The following is a 20,238-nucleotide window of genomic DNA, read 5'->3' as shown; positions in this document are numbered from 1 at the left end:
CAAGTATTCGTGGCGGAGGGCTTCGCGGACGGGTCACGAAACGGACACGTCCGTGAGCGTCGCGTCGGCCGGGGTGGTCGTGAGTGGCGATTCGGGTTCTAACCCGAATCGCCACTCACGACCCCAACACAAGGCCGGCCGTGCCGTGACCAGCTGGACGACACGCGTGAGCCAACGGACGACACGCGTGACTGGATGGACGACACGCGCACGGCCGGCCCACGCGGCGAGTCGTCCCCCCGGCCCGCCACCCGCCCGAGTCGCCCTGCTCACCCCGGCTTGCATGGTCATACACACCTATGCATATACTTCCATCATGTCCAAGGTACTCACCTCTCTGCCTGTCGGCGAACGCGTCGGGATCGCCTTCTCCGGCGGCCTCGACACCTCGGTAGCGGTCGCGTGGATGCGCGAGAAGGGTGCTGTGCCGTGCACCTATACCGCTGACATCGGCCAGTACGACGAACCCGACATCGCGTCGGTCCCCGGCCGGGCGAAGGCCTACGGCGCCGAGATCGCACGCGCTGTCGACTGCAAGGCCGCGCTGGTCGAGGAAGGGCTCGCGGCGCTGGCCTGCGGCGCCTTCCACATCCGCAACGGCGGTCGCACCTACTTCAACACGACCCCGCTCGGCCGCGCGGTCACCGGCACGCTGCTGGTGCGCGCGATGCTCGAGGACGACGTCCAGATCTGGGGCGACGGCTCCACCTTCAAGGGCAACGACATCGAGCGGTTCTACCGTTACGGCCTGCTCGCGAACCCGTCCCTGCGGATCTACAAGCCGTGGCTGGACGCCGCGTTCGTCAGCGAGCTCGGCGGCCGCAAGGAGATGTCCGAGTGGCTGCAGGCCCACGGCCTGCCCTACCGGGACAGCACCGAGAAGGCCTACTCCACGGACGCGAACATCTGGGGCGCGACGCACGAGGCCAAGTCGCTCGAACACCTCGACACCGGCATCGAGATCGTCAACCCGATCATGGGCGTCCGGTTCTGGGACGCCGAGGTCGAGATCGCGCCCGAGGACGTCACGATCGGCTTCGAGCAGGGCCGTCCGGTGACGATCAACGGCAAGGAGTTCGCCACCGCGGTCGACCTGGTCCTGGAGGCCAACGCGATCGGCGGGCGGCACGGGCTCGGCATGTCCGACCAGATCGAGAACCGGATCATCGAGGCCAAGAGCCGCGGCATCTACGAGGCGCCGGGGATGGCGCTGCTGCACGCCGCGTACGAGCGGCTCGTCAACGCGATCCACAACGAGGACACCCTCGCCAGCTACCACAACGAAGGCCGCCGCCTCGGCAGGCTGATGTACGAAGGCCGCTGGCTGGACCCGCAGGCGATGATGCTGCGCGAGTCGCTGCAGCGGTGGGTCGGCGCGGCCGTCACCGGCGAGGTCACCCTGCGACTGCGGCGCGGCGAGGACTACTCGATCCTCGACACCACCGGCCCGTTCTTCAGCTACCACCCGGACAAACTGTCGATGGAGCGCACCGAGGACTCGGCGTTCGGCCCGGTGGACCGGATCGGCCAGCTCACCATGCGGAACCTCGACATCGCGGACTCGCGTGCCAAGCTCGAGCAGTACGCCGGGCTCGGCATGGTCGGCGGCGGGCATCCGACGCTGATCGGCGCCGCGCAGGCCGCGTCGACCGGGCTGATCGGGGCGATGGACGCGGGCGGCGCGCAGGCGATCGCCTCACGCGGCAAGGCCTCGGCCGAGGACGAACTGCTCGACCACGCCGCGATCGAATCCGGCACGGACTGACCCGAATATCCGGGACGCGAAAGCGCCGGGCGCGCGGCATCGAAGCCGTTCGCCCGGCGCTGTTCTCGTTCGGCCGGTGGCCGGTTCACTTGCCGCTGAGCGCGGACCGCCGGTGCCCCAGTTCGCCGATCAACCGCTTGATCTCGACCTGGCCGATCGCTTCGGCCAGGACGGAAACCGCCGCGATGCTCTCGATCCGGTACTGGACCGGCACCCCGCCCGAGGCCCGAGACTGCGCTTCGGCCTCCGCCTTCTTCTCCGCTTCGACGGCGCTGAAGACACTGCCGGCCCCGCCGTTGACACAGCTGATCGAGCCCGAGCCGTTCAGCGGCAGGGTCGCCGTTTCCCGGCAGCTGCCCGCCGAGCGGCCGCCGATGGTCACGTTCGCGGTCATCGTGGCGTTGACCTGACCGGTGACCTTCCCGCCGCTGTTCGCCGAGGCGGAGTTGGACACGTTGGCGGTCACCGTGCAGCCCGAACCGCTACACGCCACCGTGGCCGCGCCGTCCATGTCGAACCGCACACCGGTGTCGACGGCGTCGGACAGCTTCTGGGTGTTCACCATCAGCTTTTCGTAGACTTCGACGGTTTCCGACGGCGACAAAGCGTCCACATCGGAGTCACCGAGGCCCGCCCCGGGCGGCATCTGCGGCAGCGACCCCGCGTCGGGCATCGTCGGGACCTTGGGCATCGACGGCATCTTCACGGAATAGCGGAGGAGCCGGTGCGGCGCCTCCTTCGAGACGTACAGGTCCCCGGCGGGCGTGCTCGCCTTGAGCGCCGGGACGTCCCGGACGGTCTCGTTCTGGTCGCCGGGGATGTCCTCCGCCCGCTCCAGCGCCTCGCGCAGGCGGGCGGCGAGCTTCTCCGGGGACTCGAACTGTTGCAGGACCGGGCCGAACAACGCTTCCTCGCCGGTGATCCACCGGTCCTTGAGGTCTTCGGTGCCCGCCGAGTCCGCGCCCAAGCCGGGCAGCAGGCCGTCGGGCGCCTTGAAGAAGACCTTGCCGCCGACGACCAGGAGCTCGATCTTCTTGCCCTGGAAGGACATCGTGCCGGACGTCTCGCCGTACGCGGTGGTCTTCACGTCCGTCTCGATCATCCCGCCGACCGCGGACGTGCTGTTGCGGACGGCCGGCGCCGAGGAAAGGCCTGCCAACGCCTGCTCGAAGGGTTCACGGCCGGCTTTCGACGGCCACAGCAGCCAGGTCGTCAGACCGGCGAGGAGCACCAGCACCAGCCCGGCGATACCGCCGAACAGCAGCCACCGGGGTTTCCGGGCAGGCGGCGCCGGTGCCGGTTGCGGGACCCAGCCCTGCGGCGGCGGCCACTGCGCGCCTCCGGGTGGGAATGTTTGCTCCACGTCGCCCTCCATCACTGAATTCACCGGACGGCATGACGCTATGGAGCGATGATGAAAACTTGATGAAACGCGTGGGGACGGATCCCGGCCGCGCCGGGCGGACGCGGCCGGGAAGCGGGTGTCAGCCCTTGCGGGCGAACGAGATCCGGTGCAGCCCGCCGGGCGTTTCGTCGGCAAGGTACAGCTCGCCGTTCAGGTCGGTGCCGAACGTGGTGGCGTCGAGCGGGAACTCGCCGATCCGGGCGCTTTCGTAGGTGCCGTCGGCCTTCTTGCGGACGGCCCAGGCCGTTCCCTGGCAGAAGTCGGTGGCGAGGTAGGTCCCGCCCGCCAGCGAGGCGTACTTCCTGCCGCGGTAGACGTGCCCGCCGATCACCGCGCAGCCCTCAGTGCCGGAGACGTAGTGGAAGACCGGGTCGGTGTAGGTCACGCCGTCCTCGCAGCGCGTCTCGTCGAAGACGACCGGACCTTCCTTGCAGGACCAGCCGAAGTTCGCGCCGCCCTTGCCCTTCGCGAGATGGTCGACCTCCTCGAACCGGCCCTGGCCGACGTCGCCGATCCACAGCGAGCCATCGGCCCGATCGAAGGAGAACCGCCAAGGATTGCGGAGCCCGTACGCCCAGATCTCCGGCCGCGCGCCCGCGACACCCACGAACGGGTTGCCCGGCGGGACGCAGTAGCGCAGCGGACGGCAAGCGCGGTCGACGTCGACGCGCAGGATCTTGCCGAGCAGCGTGTCCAGCCGCTGCCCGCTGGCCAGCGGATCGCCGCCTCCGCCGCCGTCACCGATCCCCCAGTACAGGTACCCGTCCGGGCCGAAGGCCAGCTGGCCACCGTTGTGGTTGGGGAATTCGGCGTGCGGCTGGGTCAGCAGTTCGGTGAGCTCCCCGGTGTCCAGCCGGACCCGCGCCAGCGTCACCGCACTGTCGGACTTGCGGGTGTAGGCGACGTACGCGCGCCTGTCCTTGGCGATCGCGAGCCCGAGCAACCCGCGTTCGACGTCCGCGCCGTTCACCTTGTCGCTGATGTCCAGAACCGGCTTGGCGGCGAGCCCGGTCCTGGGATGGTAGGCCCGGACGACGCCTCTCTTCTCCACGATGAGGATCCGGCCGCTCCCGTCGTCGAGCGCCGTGATCGCGGTCGGGTTCACCAGCCCGGACGCGACCTTGGTCGCCGTGGCGGTCAGCTCGCCGAGCGGAACACCCCGCGCTTCCACGGTTTCCGCGCTGCTCGCGGCCGGGAGCAGCGCTCCGGCCATGGCGAGCCCGGCCACCAGGGACAACCCCCGGCGGAGGTGCCGTCGCGTCATGTGGACTCCAATCGCCGTTGAATGGTCTGGTCCAATTCAAGCGCGGCCGGAGCAGCGACGGTACCTCCATCCGCGAGCTTTTCGTCGGTTTCTTTCCGTCCGGACCCCGTTGCCTACTCGCCCAAGATCGTTTTCTCGCCGTTCACTCTTCTTTCGGGGCAATTCGGACATGAGCCATACCCCTGAGTAGCCACATGTATGACCTCTGTATGCTCCGCTCTCGCTCGATGGGATTAGTCATCCCCCATCCGGGCGAGCCGTTGCGGTCGGGGCCTGTGGTCGCATTCGGCACTGGCATTCGTGGTCCGTATTCGGATGGGAGACACATGCACGGCAGGTCAGTTCTGGTTCGCGGCGGGATCGCGGTGGCCACCGCGGCCGTCGCGCTGACGATGGCGGCTCCGGCCGCCCTCGCGGACGACGGCGCGGCTCGCGGCCGGGTCGTCGAAGGCAGCGGCACCGACGGTTTCAGCGTCAACTTCGAGGGCGGGCAGAATTACGTCACGAAGCTGTTCGGGCTGAAGCTCTCCGACGGCAGCAAGCTCAAGATGTACTGCGTGCAGGTCGAGGTCGGCATGCGCACCGATCAGGACATGATCGAACGCCCCTGGAACAAGTACCCGGACGCCGCTTCGCCGTTCAACAAGAACAACGCGAAGATCAACTGGGTGCTGCACCACGGCTACCCGGCGGTCGCCGTGAAGAAGATCGAGGGCGCGCTCGGCAAGGACGTCAAGCTGAACGGCGGCCTGTCCGTCGAGGAGGCCGTCACCGCGACGCAGGCCGCCGTCTGGCACTTCAGTGACGGCAAGAACCTCGACCGCAAGAAGCCGCTGCCCCACGAGGGCGCCGAAGAGTCCGCCGACGTGCTGGCCGTCTACGACTACCTCGTCGGCAAGGACAACGTCGGCATCGGCCAGCAGCCGAAGCCGACCCTCGACATCGGCCCGGCCAAGGCCTCCGGCGCGACCGGCTCCAGGATCGGCCCGTTCAGCGTGGCCACCACCGGTGACATCACCGAGCTGACCAGCAAGCTGCCCGAAGGCGTCAAGGTCACCGACGCCGACGGCAAGGAGATCAAGGCGGCCGCCATCAAGGACGGCACCAAGGTCTACGTCGACGTCCCCAAGGACGCCAAGGACGGCAACGGCTCCTTCACGCTGAAGGTCAGCGGCCACCTCGACACCGGTCGCCTGTTCGTGGGCGAGAACTACGCCAAGGTGCCCGCCCAGTCCCTGATCGTGGCGGAGTCCGAGAAGACCTCGGTCGTCGCGAACGCGACCGCGAGCTGGAAGCAGGGTGGCGCGCCCGTCACCGAAACCCCGGCTCCCACCACCCCCGGTGGCGCCGAGTCGGGTGGCGGCGACGACCTGGCCAACACCGGTGCTTCCGCGACCATGCCGCTGGTGATCGGCGGCGCGCTCCTCGGCGCGGGTGTGCTGATGGTGCTGCTGGTGCGCCGTCGCCGTAGCGAAGCGTAAGAACCGAACGAAGAGCGGGGCCGGTCCACTGTGGACCGGCCCCGCTTTTCGTTGGGCTGGCCGGAACGTGGCAGGTTGCGAAAGCCACTTTCGCAACGTTGAAGGTTGCGAAAGTGGCTTTCGCAACGTCGGGAGCCCCACGGCCGCGAGCGAATCCGCGCCACCCGCGACACCTTCGCGCTACCCCTCGATAGGACCCGGATCGCCACTCACGACCCGCCGGACCGGCGCGCCGCGTAGTGCGTGCCAGGCGTGTGCCCGAAGGCGCGGCGGAAGACGTCGATGAACGCACTGGTCGACGACCACCCGCAGGCGTGCGCCACCGCGGTCACCGGGGCGTTCTCGGCCAAGAGGACCAAAGCGCGGTAGAGCCGCAGCTGTGTGCGCCATTGCGGGAACGTCATGCCGAGGTCGGCTTTGAAGAGCCGGGCCAGGGTGCGGTCGCTCGCCCCGACGCGGGTGCCGAGGGCGGCCAGCGTCCGGTTGTCGGCCGGATCGGCGCTGAGGATCTCGCACAGGGCACGCAGCCGGGGATCGTCCGGCGTCGGCAAGTGCAGGGGTTGCTGCGGCGAAACGCGAAGCCGATCGAGCAGGACCGCGCACAGCCGGCGGCGTTCCGGGGTGTCGTCGTGCGGCGGGTCGGTGTACGCGCGGATCAGTTCGCGCAGCAGCGGGCCGACGGCGAGCACGCTCGGTTCGGCCAGCCCCAACGGGTTCACCGTGGCGGGCAGGCCGACCAGCCGGAGCTCGAGGTCGCCGTGCGCCTGATGGGCGTGCACGGTCCCGGCGGGCACCCAGATGGCCATGGTGGCGGGCGCGACCCAGGACCCCCTGTCGGTGGTGATGGCCAGTACGCCACGGGCGGCGTAGACGACTTGGTGATCGTCGTGCCGGTGCGCGTCGATCGTCGTGCCGGAGGCCAGTGACCGGACCTGGGTCGGCGCCGCGGGCAGGTGGCGGATTTCCGTCATCATCTGTCATTTTATCGGAAGCGCGACAGCCGTGGCCGCGACGACCATGGCGGGGTGCCGAAGAACAAAGCGATCGTCCTGCTCTCGGCCGGGCACGCGTGCGTGGACGTGTATCAGGGTTCGGTCGCCGCGCTGGTGCCGTTCTTCGCCGCCGAGCGCGCCTACGGATACGCGGCGGTGTCGGGCATCGTGCTCGCCGCGTCGCTGCTGTCGTCGGTGGCGCAGCCGGTGTTCGGCGCGCTGACCGACCGATGGGCGATGCCGTGGCTATTGCCGTCGGCCACCCTCCTCGGCGGGCTCGGCATCGGACTCGGCGGGTTGTTCGGCTCGTACGCGCTGACGCTCGCTTTCGTCGCGGTGTCGGGAATCGGCGTGGCCGCCTACCACCCCGAGGCGGCGCGGGTCGCGAGAATCGCCGGCGGCGGCGGGCATACGGCCATGGGCTGGTTCTCCCTCGGCGGGAACATCGGGTTCGCCGCCGCGCCCGTACTCGTCGCCGCGGTCATGTCACTCGGCGGACTCCGGATGTCGCCGCTGCTGGTCGTGCCCGCGCTGGCGGGCGCCGTGCTCTGCCTGCCCGTCCTGCGCGCGCTCGCCGGAACCGCCCGCTTCGGCGGCTCGTCGGCGGACACCGTAGGCGTCGACGACTGGAGGTCGTTCACGAGGTTGTCGGTGGCGGTGGTCTTCCGTTCGATCGTGTTCGTCGGATTGAGCACGTTCGTCTCGCTCTACGCCCAGCAACGGGTCGGCGGGGGCACGACGACCGGCAGTGCCGCGCTGTTCCTGCTCTACCTCGGCGGCGCCGCGGGCACGCTCTTGGGCAGCAGGCTGGCCGGACGCCGGGACCGCGTCACCGTGGTGCGCCGGTCATATCTGGCCACCATCGGCGCGGTCGCGGGCGTCGTGCTCGTGCCGGGCCCGGCGTTCTTCCCGTTCGTCCTGCTGGCCGCGGTGTGCCTGTACATCCCGTTCTCCCTGCAGATCACGCTCGCCCAGGACTACCTCCCCGGTCGCGTCGGCACCGCCAGCGGCGTCACTCTCGGCCTGACGGTCAGCATCGGCGGTCTCGCGAGCCCCGTCATCGGCACCGTCGCGGACCACACCTCCCTCCGAACGGCACTGCTGCCCCTGATCGCGCTACCGCTTTTGTGCTGGATCACAACGCGCACCCTGTCGGAGCCGTGCTCCGTCCAAACCGGAACGGCCGCGGAAGAAGAAATGCCAAGAACGCGTCGATAAATGATGTACGAGCCTGTACACCATCAGTTACCGGCTGGTAGGTTCCGAGCATCCTGAACGAGATCCACTTCATGATTCAAAGGGGAGTCATGACCCGAAAGCCCGCTCGTCTGCTGGCCGTCGCGATCGCCCTCATCGTCACTTTCGCCGCCGCGCCCGCCGCCTCCGCCGCCACCGCGACCGATCCGTTCTACAGCTACGACGGCAGCGAACCGCTGTCCTCGTACAGTCCCGGAACAGTCCTGAAGACGCGGACGCTCAATTACCACGTCCTCGGTATTTCCACGCCGCTCAAGGTGACCCAACTGCTCTACCGGACCACCGACGCGCAGGGAAAGCCGTCCGCCAACGTCACTTCGGTGCTGCGCAGCCTCACCGGCGACAGCACGAAAGCCGTTTCGTACCAATCGTTCTACGATTCACTCAATCCCGAGCACGGCCCGTCGAGGGCGATCGCGGGTGATGTCTCGTTCGGCGGCCTGATCGCCAACGCGGAGTCGCTCTTCATCGCACCGGCGTTGCTGCTCGGCTACAACGTCGTCATTCCCGACACCGAAGGCCAGAAGGCGAACTTCGCCGCCGGGCCGGAATACGGGACGAACACCCTGGATTCGGTCCGTGCGGCGACGCGGGCACCGGAAACGGGAATGAACGACAAGACCCGGTTCGGCCTCATCGGTTATTCGGGTGGCGCCATCGCGACCGGCTGGGCCGCCGCTCTCGCGCCGGATTACGCCCCCGACGTCAACAAGAATCTCGTCGGTTTCACCGAAGGCGGCGTGCTCGTCAAACCGTCGCACAACCTCAAGTACGTCAACGGAAGCATCGCGTGGACCGGCGTCATTCCGATGGCACTCATCGGCGTCTCGCGATCCTTCGATATCGATCTCAAGCCGTACGCGAATTCCTACGGCCTTCAGGTGCTCAAGGACATGGAAAAGGCGTCGATCGCCGACGCGCTCGGCCGCTATCCCGGGCTGACCTGGGAGAAGTTCGTCAAACCCGAGTACGTCAACCCGAACAAGGTGCTGCCGTACATCGAGGCCGTGAACAAGATCAACCTCGGCTCCGCGCCGACGCCCACCGTGCCCGGCTACATCGCGCAGGGCAACAACGGCGTCGTGGAAGGCACTTTCGGCAACCCGCCGGGGATCGGGACCGGCGACGGGGTGATGGTCGCCGGTGACGTGCGGTCGCTCGCACGCCAGTACTGCGACACCGGCAACAAGTCGATCAAGTACGACCAGTACAACACCTTGAGCCACGTCGGGGCGGCCGTCGCCTGGGCGCCGCAGGCCATCGGCTGGCTCAACGACCGGTTCGCGGGCAAGCCCGCGCCGTCCACCTGCGGGAAGATCGCACCCGGCAACTCCCTCGCTCCGGAGGTGCCGGTCGGCTGACCGCGGAAGTCCGTGAAGGCCTCCTTGAGGGACTCTGGTTCCCTCAAGGAGGCCTTCACGGACCACTGGTCCACACCACCGGGACCGGTACCGTGCGGCACGTGACCGAGCACCGCAAGCTGCCGAAGGGGCCGCACAATCTCAGCCGTGACGAGGTCGCCGGAACCCAGCGGGCCCGGCTGATCGACGCGGTGCTCGAGAACACCGGTGAACGCGGCTACGTCGCCACCACCGTCGGCCACATCACCGCCACCGCGCGCGTGTCACGGACCTCGTTCTACGAACAGTTCGACGGCAAACAGGACGCGTTCCTCGCCGCTTATCGCGCGCTCACCGGCGAGTTCATCGCCCAAGGTGTCGCCGCGGGCGCACAGTCCGCGACTCCCCTGGACGCCGTCACCGCCTGCTGCGACTTCCTCGTCGACTACGTGCACCGGCGGCCCACCGCCGTCCGCGCCGTCCTGCTGGAGATCTACGCGCTCGGCGACGCGGGACTCGAAGTACGGGAGAACACCTTGCGCGCCGGGGAAGCTGTCTTCGACCGGACGGCGAAATGGCTGCGCGCCACCGATCCCACGCTGCCGGCGCCGCCGCCGTTCACCGCGCGGACGGTGGTCGCCGCCACCATCGAACTGATCACGCAGGCCATCTGGATCGGCACCGAAGAAGCTTACGGCCAGGCACGCGAAGCCGTCCGCTACACCTGGCTGCTCGGCTTGCTGGGGCACCGGAGCGTCGACGCTTAGCGGACGAGTCGCCGTTCGAATTCGACGATCAGCTTCGGGTACCGGCGCGGGAGCAGCCGGACGAGCCGGTCGACCAGTTTCGCGTCGTTTCCGACGAGTACGCGCGGTTTCCCGGCCTCGACCCCGTCGACGATGATGCGGGCGGCCTTGCCGGCCGGCATCTTCAGCAGCTTTTCGTTGTACAGGCGGACACGTTCCCGCTGTTCGGCGGTGGGTTCGATGCCGCGGGCCTGGGCTTCCTTCAGTGCCGCCGAGGCGATGCCGGTCTTGACCCCGCCCGGATGGACGACCGTCACCCGCACCGGATGCCCGCCCGCGATCATCTCGGTGCGCAGTGCCTCGGTGAACCCGCGGACGCCGAACTTACTGGCGCAATAGGCACTCAACGTCGGCTGGGCCATGAAACCGTTGAGGCTGGAGACGTTGACGACCTGGCCGTCACCGGAGTCGATCAGATGCGGCAGGAACGCCTTGGTGCCGTTGATGACGCCGAAGAGGTTGACCGCGAGCGTGCGGTCGTACAGTTCCCATTCGGCGTCGAGGACCGTCTGCCCGCCGCCCGCGATCCCCGCGTTGTTGTAGATCTGGTGCACCACACCGAACTGCCCGGCGACGGTGGCCGCGTACTCCTGGACGGCCGCCCGGTCGCTGACGTCAAGCACGGCGCCCTGCACCTCCGCGCCAAGGGCCTTGACCTCGGCGACGGTCTCGGCCAGCCCGGTTTCGTCCACATCGGACAGTGCGAGCCGGGCACCGCGCCGCGCGAGTTCGATGGCCAGCTGACGGCCGATGCCGGAACCGGCACCGGTGACGACGGCGACCTTGCCGCGAACGCTGCTCATCGGGTTTCTCCTGCCGGGTCGAGGGCCAGTTCGGCGGTGAGCTCGACGAGCCTCTCGACGAGGTCCGGGGCGATGTGGTGGCCCATGCCGGGGATTTCGACGTAGCGGGCACCGGCGATGGCCTTGGCCGTCGCCCGTCCGCCGCTGCGGTGGACCATGCGGTCGGTGTCCCCGTGGACCACGACCGTCGGGCAGGTGATGCGGGCGAGTTCGGCGGTGCGGTCACCACTGGCCTGGATCGCGCCGATCTGGCGGGCGATGCCGCTGCGGGCGCGCCGCCCGCCCGCCCGTTCCCAGAGAGCGGTGGCCCAAGCCGTTTCCACGTCCTTGTCCAGCGGGAACGTGGCCGAACCGAGGTGGCCCATCATTGCCAGATGCCCGGTCACCGACTCCTCGGCCGTCCGCGCGGGCCGCCTCGCCATGCGCAGCAACGTCGACCGCGCCGGCTGCCCGACGCGGCGGTGCCCGGTGGTGGAGAAGATCGACGTCAGCGACAGGACCCGGCCGGGGTTCCGGGCGGCGACGGTCTGGGCGATCATGCCGCCCATCGACATGCCGACCAGATGCGCCTGCTCGACGCCCAGGTGGTCCAGCAGGCCGATGGTGTCCGCCGCCATGTCCCCCAGGTCGTACGCGCCCGGCAGCGGCCGGGCCAGCAGCTGCCGGAGCTTGCCGGGATTCGGCGCCTTGATGCGATCCGAGCAGCCCGCGTCGCGGTTGTCGAACCGGATGACGCGGAAACCGCGGCCGGTGAACCCCTCGATCATCGGCCGCGGCCACGACGTGAGATCGAGACCGAGACCGGCGATCAGCACCAGCGGCACACCGTCGGCCGGGCCGTCTTCGCGGTAACAGATCTTCGGGCCGCCGGGAAGGCCGGCGAAGCTGTCGGTCACGAGCTCACCGCTTCCCGGACGTTGGCGTGGGAGAAGTGCAGCTCGGGATCGGTGATGTCGTCCGCGCGCAGCAGCTTGATGTCCGAGTGGTAGCTCATCGAGGTCAGCCACGGCATGCGGTCGCCTTGGCGCGGAAGCTGGTCGAGCGCGCGCTGGACGTATCCGGCGGCGAAGTCCAGGAACGGCTTCGTCGGCATGTCCGGGTCGGCGACGACAGGACGACACACGTTATAGCCGTGGGCGTCCATATGCGCCAGCAGACGGCAGAAGTGCTCGCACAGCAGGCCGATCTTGAGCGTCCACGACGAGTTCGTGTAGCCGATCGCGAACGCGGCGTTCGGCACGTCCGAGAGCATCATTCCCTTGTACGCGACGGTTTCCGGCAGGATCACCGGTTCGCCGTCGACGCTGAGCTTCGCCCCGCCGAACACCTGGAGGTTCAGGCCGGTGGCGGTGACGATGATGTCCGCTTCCAGCTCACGCCCGGATTCGAGCAGGATGCCCTTTTCGGTGAAGGTCGCGATCTTGTCGGTGACGACGTCGGCCTGGCCCTTGCGGATGGCGGCGAACAGGTCACCGCCGGGGACGGCGCACAGCCGCTGGTCCCACGGGTCGTACGGCGGGTTGAAGTGTTCGTCGACCGGATAGTCCTTGGGAAGCTGCTTCTTGTTGACGTACCGGATGAGGCCGCGGGCGGTCTTCGGGAACTTCTGGCAGAACTGCCAGACCGCGAGGCCCTTGCGGATGTTCTTGCGGCGGGTGAGCGCGTACGCCCGCTCGTCGCCGAGGATCTTGCGCAGGCCGTTGGCGATCTTGTCCTCGCGCGGCACCGGCATGACGTACGTCGGGGTGCGCTGCAGCATCGTCACGTGCGCCGCGGTCCCCGCCATCGCCGGGATCAGGGTGACCGCGGTGGCGCCGCTGCCGATCACGACGACGCGTTTGCCCGCGTAGTCGAGGTCCTCCGGCCAGTGCTGCGGGTGCACGATCGTGCCGGTGAACCGGTCCCTGCCCTCGAAACGCGGGGTGAAGCCCTCGTCGTAGCGGTAGTAGCCGCCCGCGTTGAACATCCAGCCCGCGCTGAGCCGGGTGCGCTCGCCGGTGTCGGTGCGCTCGATCTCGAGCAGCCAGCGCGCTTCGTCGCTCGACCAGGCCGCCGAGAGCAGCTTGTGGTGGTAGCGGATGCTCGGCTCGAGGCCGTTCTCGGAGACCGTCTCACGCAGGTAAGACAGGATCCGGGGCGCGTCGGCGATGGACTGCTTGTCCCGCCACGGCTTGAACTCGTAGCCGAAGGTGTGCAGGTCGGAGTCCGACCGGATGCCGGGGTAGCGGAACAGATCCCAGGTGCCGCCGGACGTGCCGCGGGCCTCCAGGATGGCGAACGTCTTGCCCGGGTTCTCGGTCTTCAGGTAGCGCGCGGCCCCGATCCCGGAAATCCCGGCACCGATGATGACCACGTCGAGGTGCTCGACGGGTGTGCTCGTCGTCATGCGGTACTCCAGCCTCGTCTCGGTTGCCTCCACGATGCGGGTCCACCGGGGAATTGCGCTAGCACTATCTGCACCATCATGATGTATGGATGGTGCAAAGTGCCGCAACGCCGTGGCCGACCCTGTCCCCCGAGGCACGCGATCTCTTCCGGCGTGGCGCGGAGATCGTGCTGCATCCGCGCGCCGAGTGGATCGAGGAACTGCACGAGGCCTCGCTCGGCGGGGGCAGTATGCGCGCGGTCGCTGAGGACCCCGTCCTCACCGAGGGCACCAAACGCGCGAATCTGGCGAATCTGCTGCACTGGGCGGCCGCGAACGTGCAGCGCCCCGGGATGCGGGTGTCCGCCAACCTGAACCAGGAAGTGCTCGACGGCGCCCGCGACATGGTGCGCCGCGGCTTCGACTCCGGCGGCCTCGACGCCTACCGGCGGGCGCAGGGGGTGGCCTGGCGCCGGTGGATCGAGATCTGCTTCGACCTCACATCCGACCCGGTGCTGCTCCGCGAACTGCTGGACGTCTCGTCGCTGTCGATCACCACGTTCATCGAGGACACCGTCGCCGCGGTGTCCGACCGGATGGCCGCCGAACGCTCGGAACTGACCCGCGGCGCCCACGCCGAACGGCGGGCCACGGTCACCCTGCTGCTCGAAGGCGCGCCCATCAGCCGCACGCGGGCCGAAGCCCAGCTCGGCTATCCGCTCGCCGGCCCGCATACGGCCGCGATCGTCTGGAGCGGCTCGGCGACGCCGTCGTCCCAGCAGCTCGAAAGCGCCGCCGAAACCCTCATGCGGGCCAGCGGCGCTTCACACCGGCTGACCGTCGTCGCCAGCGCCGCCGCCCTGTGGGTCTGGCTGCCCGGCCGGACCCCGCCGCGCGCGGACCGGCTCGCCGAAGACCTCGCGCCGCATCCCGACGTCCGGGTGGCGCTGGGGCGGCCCGGCAGCGGGATCGACGGCTTCCGCCGCAGCCATCTGGACGCCGCCGCCACCCAGCGGATGCTCGCCAGGCTCACCTCACCGCAGCAGATAGCGCGGTACCAGGACATCCAGCTGCTCGCCCTGCTCACCGGCGACCCGGCGCAGGCAAGCGAATTCATCGCCGACACCCTCGGCGAACTCCGGCACGCCGACGCCGAAACCCGGGAGACCGTCCGGACCTACGTGCACGAACTGGGCAACACGACGCGGACCGCGGAACGGCTCTACACCCATCGCAACACCGTCGTCCGACGGCTGGCGCGGGCCGACGAACTGCTCCCCCGCCCGTTGGCGGAGAACGCGGTGAATGTGGCGGTGGCGCTGGAGACGTTGCGGTGGCTGGGAAGCAGCGCTTGAGGTCGTGAGCGAATCGGGTCGTTCTCTTGAGGGGTAAGGCGCGAGGTTTCAGCCTGCAGGGGCGAACGTGGCAACGTGATCGCGAGCGAAGTCGGCGACGTCCCGAGCCGGACGTCCGGTGAGATCGGTGACAGCCGAGGACACTTCCGCGGCTTCGCCCCGGGCGTAGTGGGCGTAGTCCTCGACCAACCCTTCGAGCTGCCATGGCGGGAGGAAACCGCTCAGTGCGGCACTGAACTGGTCGGCCGACGCGTTCCGAAAGACGATTTCCCGTCCTGTGGCGGCGGCGATCGCTTCGGCGATCTCGGCGTGGGTGACGGCACGAGGACCGGTCAGGGTGTAGGTGTGACCGGTGTGTCCCGCGGTCGTCAGCACGACCGCGGCGGCGTCCGCGATGTCCCTGATGTCGATGGCGCTCACGGCGGCTTCGCCGATGGGCGCGGCGAACCAGCCCTGCGCGATAGTGCGGGCAAACCCGAGCAGCGCCTGCAGATAGAGGTTGGGACGCAACACAGTGTGGTCGAGCCCGATCTCCCGTAGGTGCGCTTCGACTTCGGCATGCCAGCGCAGGAACCGCACCGGCGAGTCGGCTCGCGCCGCGTACTGCGAAAGGACCACGAGCCGGTACACGCCGGCTTCGCGAGCAAGGTGCGCGAACTGGATCTGCAGCGAGGCGGCGTCCGGTGCCGAGGGACTGTTGAGAAAAGCGGCGTCGACTCCTTTCAACGCGGCGGCGACCGATTCCGGATCCTGCAGGTCGGCGACGACGGTCTCGGCGCCGGAAACGGAGTGGCCGGGGTCGCGGGTCATCGCGCGGACGGTGACGCCACGGGCTCGCAGGGCGGGGATCAGAGCGGAGCCGACGGTTCCGGTCGCGCCGGTCACGAGAACGGTGGGGTTCGTCATGGTGGTGAGCCTTCCTGGATTCGGTGGATTCGGCCGGGCGTGTCAGCGCGCGGCCAAAGGAGCCGCGGAGGGCTTGCCCGTGGCTCTGGAGACGAGCGACACCGCGAGGGCGATCAGGACGAGCGCGGCCTCGCCGAGAAACGCCGTGGTGAACGCGATGTCCCCGTGCTTGCCCGCGGCGCCGATGGCGATCCCGGCGAGAGCCGCGAGACCGACCGCGCCACCCAGCTGCTGTGCGGCGTTGACCAGCCCGCTGAGGAGGCCGGACTCTCCCGCCGCGCTGTCACGTACTCCCATCGCGGTGGCGTTGACGAGGCCGAGCCCGAGGCCGGTGCCGATCAGCAGGAACGCGCCGAGCAGGCTGAGCGAGAAACCACTGGTGGTCGGGTCCAGTACGAGCCACAGGAAGCCGGCGAGCAGCGTGCCGAGCCCGATCGGCAGCGCGCTGGTCAAGCCGGCGCGCCTGGCCAGCACCGGCGCGAGAACGCTGCCCACGATGATCATGCCGGCGATGGGGAGCTGCGTCATCCCGGTGCTCAGCGGGCTCATCCCGAGCACCTGCTGCTGATACTGAGGCAGGAAGAAGAACAGGCTCGTCAACGTGCCACCGAGCAGCAGCACCACCAGGTTGGCGGTGACGACCGGCTTCCGGCGGAAGACCCGGAGCGGGACGAGTGGGTGAGCGGACCGCCGTTCGACGACCACGAACGCGGCCAGCGAAAGGACACCGAGCGCGAGGCCGATGACCGTACCGGGCGAGCTCCAGCCGGCGTCGGAAGCGGTGACCATGCCGAGTGCGAGGCCGGAGACACCCACGGAGATGGTGATCGCGCCGAGTGCGTCGAACCGCCCGGGCCTGCCAGGGACGGACGGCACCGTGCGCCATACGACCAATGCCCCGAGGGCGCCGAACGGCACCGGAGTCAGGAACACCGACTGCCAGCCGAAGACCTGGGTCAAGGTGCCGCCGAGGAAGACGCCGATGAGACTGCCGAATCCCGCGACCGCACCCCAGGTACCCAGCGCACGGGTGCGTTCCGCGGGAGTCGGGTGGATGGCGAGGACGAGCGAGAGCGCGGCAGGCATCACCAGCGCGGCCCCCGCACCCTGCCCGATCCGCGCGGCGATCAGCATCGTGCCGCTGGTCGCGAGCGCGCAGACGACCGAGGTGGCGAGGTACACGCCCATCCCGGTCAGGAACACCCTTCGTGCTCCCATCACGTCGGCGAGCCGGCCACCGAGAAGCAGCAGGCCGGCGAACGCCACCAGATAACTTCCGACGACGGCCGTGAGTTCGGCGGCCGAAAGCCCGAGACCCGTGCGAATCGTCGGACCGGCGAGGTTCACCATCGCGCTGTCGAGAATGACCAGGAACATGGCGCTGGCAAGGCCCGCCATCGCCACACTGCGCGTTTTCCGGGGGCGAGTGGGTACTTTCGCGGAAGCGGCTTCGTCGCTCATCGTTTCGTCCTCGCTCTGGGCTTCGGCGGATATTCGGGTCATGTCATGACCTTGGCGCGCATCCGGTCTCGCTCGAGTCCCTACTTCCCCTGGCAGAGCGCGGAATCCAGTGTTTCGTCGAGGTGCTTCAATCCCTCGATGGTGGATGGCAGCGCGGTGACCGCGACGCTGGCGGCACGTCCGTCGGTCGTGGCACCGTTGACGATCGTGTAGCCGGGGGTGTTGCCGCCGTGCGACCAGGCCTGTCCGCCGCAGCTGAGCTTGAATGTCGCGATGCCGAGCCCGTAGCGGGATCCTCCGACGGTGTCGAAGCCGGGCGCGTCGACGGTGGACTGCATTTCGGCGAGCTCCTGGGGGCGCAGCAGTTTGCCGCCGACCAGCGCGCTGAAGAACCGGGTCACGTCACTCGGAGTGCTGACCAGGGCACCGGCCGCCCAGGCCATGGAGATGTCCTGCCGGGTGACGTCGACCAGGTTCCCGTCCTTGGTGGCGAAGTAGCCTTTGGGGTGTTTGCCACGGAGGTCCTGTTCGCCGAGCTGCGGCCAGTAGGTGTCACGCAGCCCGATCCGGTCGATGATCCGGGTGGTGATCTCTTCCCCGATCGGACGGCCGGTGACCCGTTGGACCAGCAGTCCGGCGATGATGTAGTTGGTGTTGCTGTAGCTCCACCCGCTCGAGGGCGGCTGCTGCAGCGCGGTGTCTGTCAGCTGCCTGGGCTCGAAGTAGGTGTGCCGGAGCGACAGGTAGTTCCCGACGAAATCGCCGCCCATGACCGGATCGACATAGTCGGGCAGGCCGCTGGTGTGTTGCAGCAGCTGGCGGACCGTGATCTTCCGGCCGTCCCCGCCCTTGCCACGGACCACGCCGGGCAGATAAGTCTCGACGGGCTCATCGAGTTCGATCTTGCCTTCTCCGACCAGCTGAAGCACCACGGTCGCGGTGAACGTCTTGGTGTTGCTGCCGATCCGGATCCTCCCGTCGACCGGCACCTTCTTCCCGGTTTCCCGGTCACTGGCTCCGGCGGTGTAGTCGCGGGTCCGGCCGTCCCGGCTGGAAACCGCCGCCAGCGCCCCGGTGAACTTGTCCTGGCCGACCAGCACGTCCAGCCCGCGCTGGACGCCGTCACCCCGCCGCCCTTCCGTGTCCGCACCGGCAGCCGACGGTGCGGACACCGCGCCCACCAGCACAGCGGCCGTCACCGCGAGCAGATACCGGCGCCGCGGCGCCTTCCCGATACGCCCAGTCATGGGAACCTCCGTTGTCCGAACCGGCTTTCGATCACGTCGATCATGTCCGGCGGGAAACCGGGATTCGATCCCGTAGGCGGCCGAGGTACGGGTAGCGCCAGCTATACCGGCACGGGTGGATTCTCCTTTGTGGACTCACGCCTGCGACGCGCCAACGGTGTCAGCGTGCGCTGGATGATGAAGTACTCGGCCACCAGGACGTTGACCAGAATGGACGCCCAGCCGCTCGCGGTGTAGATCTCGTCGAACTCCAGCCCGGGAAACGACGGTTTCAGCTGCAGACCGATGAGGAGATAGATCCGCAAGGTCACGGCGGCGAAGGTCAGGGCGTAGTTGCGGATCATCCAGATCCGGTGCAACGCCACCTCACCACGACGGATCGTCCGGTACGCCTTGGCCGCGGTGAACAACCAGGCCACGGCGAGTACGTAGAAGCCGACCTGGATCGCGAACCCGCTCAGCGTGAAAGTGGCGGCGTACAACGACGCGCCCGAAGCGATGATGACGGAAATCAGGTACACGCGGCCCGCGACCCGGTGCCATTTCGGGTAACGCGCCCGGAACCGGGGTACGAACTGCAGTGGCCCGATGATCATGGCGAGCCCGCCGGGCACCGCGTGTACCGCCAGGGACAGGTAGTGCAGCGCCACATCCGGGTCGATCGGCACGTTGCTGTCCGCGGAATTCCCGGTCAGGTAGGGCGGCACCGCGTAGCCCGCGATGGCGACCGCTGAGACGGCGAGCAGCCCCCACAAAGCCCACCACCAGCGGCGCCTGGCGGTTCTGGACAGGGTTTTGGTGACCATTCGAAACTCCGTTTCCTGGGAAAGTTGTTCTGGTGATTCAAGGACTTCAGACGTGGTTCGGTACTCGCGGCGGCGTGAAGGCCCCGGCGAAATCTTGGGCGAACCCGGCCAGGTCACGGGCGGGGCGGCCAATGAGATCGGCGACGTCCGGGTGGACCCGGGCCGCCTCACCCCGGGCGTAGTGCGCGTAGTCCTCGGCCAGGCCCGCGGCCTGCCAGTCCGGCATGACCCCGCGCAGCGACGCGGCGAAGGCCGTGACGGAAAGATCTGTGAAGGTGACCGGCCTCCCGGTCGCCACGGACAACGCTCCGGCGATCTCGCCATGGGTCACCGCTTGTGGACCGGTCAGGGAGTACGTGCGGCCACTGTGCCCGGGCTCGGCGAACACGAGCGCCGCCACATCGGCGATGTCGCGGGTGTCGACCAGGCTGACCGGTGCAGCACCGATCGAGGCCGCGAAAGCACCGTTCGCCCGGATCGCACTGGAGAAACGCAACAGTCCCTGCATGAACAGATTGGGGCGCAGCACGGTGTGTTCGAGACCGAGGGTCCGCACGTGCGCCTCCACAGCGGCGTGCCAGCGCAGGAACCGCGCCCGAGAGTTGGTCCTGGCCTCGTACTGGGACAACAGGACCAGCTGCGAAACCCCCGCGCGCATCGCGAGGTCCGCGAACCGGATCTGGAGGTCGACGGCGTCCGGCGTGGAAGGACTGTTCAGGAAGACCCCATCCACGCCGTGCAGAGCGGCGGCGACGCTCTTCGGGTCGCGCAGGTCGGCGAAGGCGAATTCGACCCCCTCCGGCAACGTCTTCTCCCTGCCCGGTGTGCGCACCATCGCCCGCACCCGGAGCCCGCGAGCCCGCAACGCCGGAACCACCAGCGCACCGATCCCCCTGGTGGCACCGGTCACGAGCACTTTTGATGTCTTCACGAGTCTTCTCCTCAGACTGTTCGGTGCGACGGTGACTCGATGGTTAGAGACTGT

17 protein-coding genes are annotated in these 20,238 nt (G+C 68.7%); 6 read left to right on the top strand and 11 right to left on the bottom strand.

The window, feature by feature from the left end; all coding sequences use genetic code 11:
• The first annotated feature begins 316 nt into the window (after positions 1–316).
• Entirely contained in the window at positions 317–1,765 is a 1,449-nt protein-coding gene (argG, locus tag DL990_RS21945; protein ID WP_125789495.1) for an argininosuccinate synthase, read from the top strand.
• An 85-nt stretch (positions 1,766–1,850) separates the two neighbouring features.
• Here the strand turns inward: argG and DL990_RS21940 are convergent, their stop codons facing one another.
• Both DL990_RS21940 and DL990_RS21935 read right to left on the bottom strand, forming a co-directional pair.
• Positions 1,851–3,128, bottom strand: a complete 1,278-nt coding sequence (locus DL990_RS21940) for an SON protein (protein ID WP_233599267.1) — start codon at positions 3,126–3,128, stop codon at positions 1,851–1,853.
• Positions 3,129–3,249: 121 nt separating this feature from the next.
• Positions 3,250–4,434 carry a sorbosone dehydrogenase family protein gene (locus DL990_RS21935; protein ID WP_125799775.1) on the bottom strand — a complete coding sequence of 395 codons (1,185 nt, stop codon included), beginning with the start codon at positions 4,432–4,434 and terminating at the stop codon, positions 3,250–3,252.
• Positions 4,435–4,760: 326 nt separating this feature from the next.
• Between DL990_RS21935 and DL990_RS21930 the strand changes: the two genes are divergently transcribed.
• Positions 4,761–5,915 (top strand): thioester domain-containing protein, encoded by a 1,155-nt coding sequence (locus DL990_RS21930; RefSeq protein ID WP_125789498.1) that lies wholly within the window; start codon positions 4,761–4,763, stop codon positions 5,913–5,915.
• A 209-nt stretch (positions 5,916–6,124) separates the two neighbouring features.
• On the opposite strand, the gene DL990_RS21925 is transcribed toward DL990_RS21930, so the two are convergent.
• Positions 6,125–6,886 carry a helix-turn-helix transcriptional regulator gene (locus tag DL990_RS21925; protein ID WP_125799774.1) on the bottom strand — a complete coding sequence of 254 codons (762 nt, stop codon included), beginning with the start codon at positions 6,884–6,886 and terminating at the stop codon, positions 6,125–6,127.
• Positions 6,887–6,940: 54 nt separating this feature from the next.
• On the opposite strand from DL990_RS21925, the gene DL990_RS21920 reads away from it, so the two are divergent.
• The 3 genes from DL990_RS21920 (at position 6,941) to DL990_RS21910 (ending at position 10,271) form a co-directional block, all read left to right on the top strand.
• On the top strand, positions 6,941–8,125 hold the full coding sequence (locus DL990_RS21920) for an MFS transporter (protein WP_125799773.1): 1,185 nt from the start codon (positions 6,941–6,943) through the stop codon (positions 8,123–8,125).
• Between the two features lie 89 nt (positions 8,126–8,214).
• The gene (locus DL990_RS21915; protein WP_125799772.1) at positions 8,215–9,525 is read left to right on the top strand and encodes a lipase family protein; all 1,311 of its coding nucleotides are present in this window, start codon (positions 8,215–8,217) and stop codon (positions 9,523–9,525) included.
• 101 nt (positions 9,526–9,626) lie between these two features.
• On the top strand, positions 9,627–10,271 hold the full coding sequence (locus tag DL990_RS21910) for a TetR/AcrR family transcriptional regulator (protein WP_233620539.1): 645 nt from the start codon (positions 9,627–9,629) through the stop codon (positions 10,269–10,271).
• Here the strand turns inward: DL990_RS21910 and DL990_RS21905 are convergent.
• From DL990_RS21905 to DL990_RS21895, 3 genes are read right to left on the bottom strand one after another with little or no spacing between them, the layout of a single operon-like run.
• Positions 10,268–11,113 carry an SDR family oxidoreductase gene (locus DL990_RS21905; protein WP_125799770.1) on the bottom strand — a complete coding sequence of 282 codons (846 nt, stop codon included), beginning with the start codon at positions 11,111–11,113 and terminating at the stop codon, positions 10,268–10,270. The genes DL990_RS21910 and DL990_RS21905 overlap by 4 nt on opposite strands.
• A complete protein-coding gene (locus tag DL990_RS21900) occupies positions 11,110–12,009 on the bottom strand; it encodes an alpha/beta fold hydrolase (RefSeq protein ID WP_125799769.1) in 900 nt (299 codons plus the stop codon). The genes DL990_RS21905 and DL990_RS21900 overlap by 4 nt, the downstream gene beginning before the upstream one ends.
• Entirely contained in the window at positions 12,006–13,499 is a 1,494-nt protein-coding gene (locus DL990_RS21895) for an NAD(P)/FAD-dependent oxidoreductase (protein WP_125799768.1), read from the bottom strand. The genes DL990_RS21900 and DL990_RS21895 overlap by 4 nt, the downstream gene beginning before the upstream one ends.
• An 89-nt stretch (positions 13,500–13,588) precedes the next feature.
• Between DL990_RS21895 and DL990_RS21890 the strand changes: the two genes are divergently transcribed.
• Complete coding sequence (locus DL990_RS21890; protein WP_125799767.1) at positions 13,589–14,833, top strand: CdaR family transcriptional regulator; 1,245 nt, start codon at positions 13,589–13,591, stop codon at positions 14,831–14,833.
• A 48-nt stretch (positions 14,834–14,881) separates the two neighbouring features.
• Here the strand turns inward: DL990_RS21890 and DL990_RS21885 are convergent, their stop codons facing one another.
• From DL990_RS21885 to DL990_RS21865, 5 genes are all read right to left on the bottom strand, one after another.
• On the bottom strand, positions 14,882–15,739 hold the full coding sequence (locus DL990_RS21885) for an NAD(P)H-binding protein (RefSeq protein ID WP_125799766.1): 858 nt from the start codon (positions 15,737–15,739) through the stop codon (positions 14,882–14,884).
• Between the two features lie 42 nt (positions 15,740–15,781).
• A complete protein-coding gene (locus DL990_RS21880; protein WP_233620538.1) occupies positions 15,782–17,242 on the bottom strand; it encodes an MFS transporter in 1,461 nt (486 codons plus the stop codon).
• A gap of 38 nt (positions 17,243–17,280) precedes the next feature.
• A complete protein-coding gene (locus tag DL990_RS21875) occupies positions 17,281–18,447 on the bottom strand; it encodes a serine hydrolase (protein ID WP_125789508.1) in 1,167 nt (388 codons plus the stop codon).
• Positions 18,448–18,548: 101 nt separating this feature from the next.
• A complete protein-coding gene (locus DL990_RS21870; protein WP_125799765.1) occupies positions 18,549–19,253 on the bottom strand; it encodes a DUF2306 domain-containing protein in 705 nt (234 codons plus the stop codon).
• Between the two features lie 46 nt (positions 19,254–19,299).
• Entirely contained in the window at positions 19,300–20,184 is an 885-nt protein-coding gene (locus DL990_RS21865; protein ID WP_125799764.1) for an SDR family oxidoreductase, read from the bottom strand.
• Positions 20,185–20,238 lie beyond the last annotated feature (54 nt).

The sequence above is a fragment of the Amycolatopsis sp. WAC 01416 genome (assembly GCF_003947485.1).
Taxonomy (GTDB): domain Bacteria; phylum Actinomycetota; class Actinomycetes; order Mycobacteriales; family Pseudonocardiaceae; genus Amycolatopsis.
This window is presented reverse-complemented; position numbering and strand designations above follow the sequence as displayed.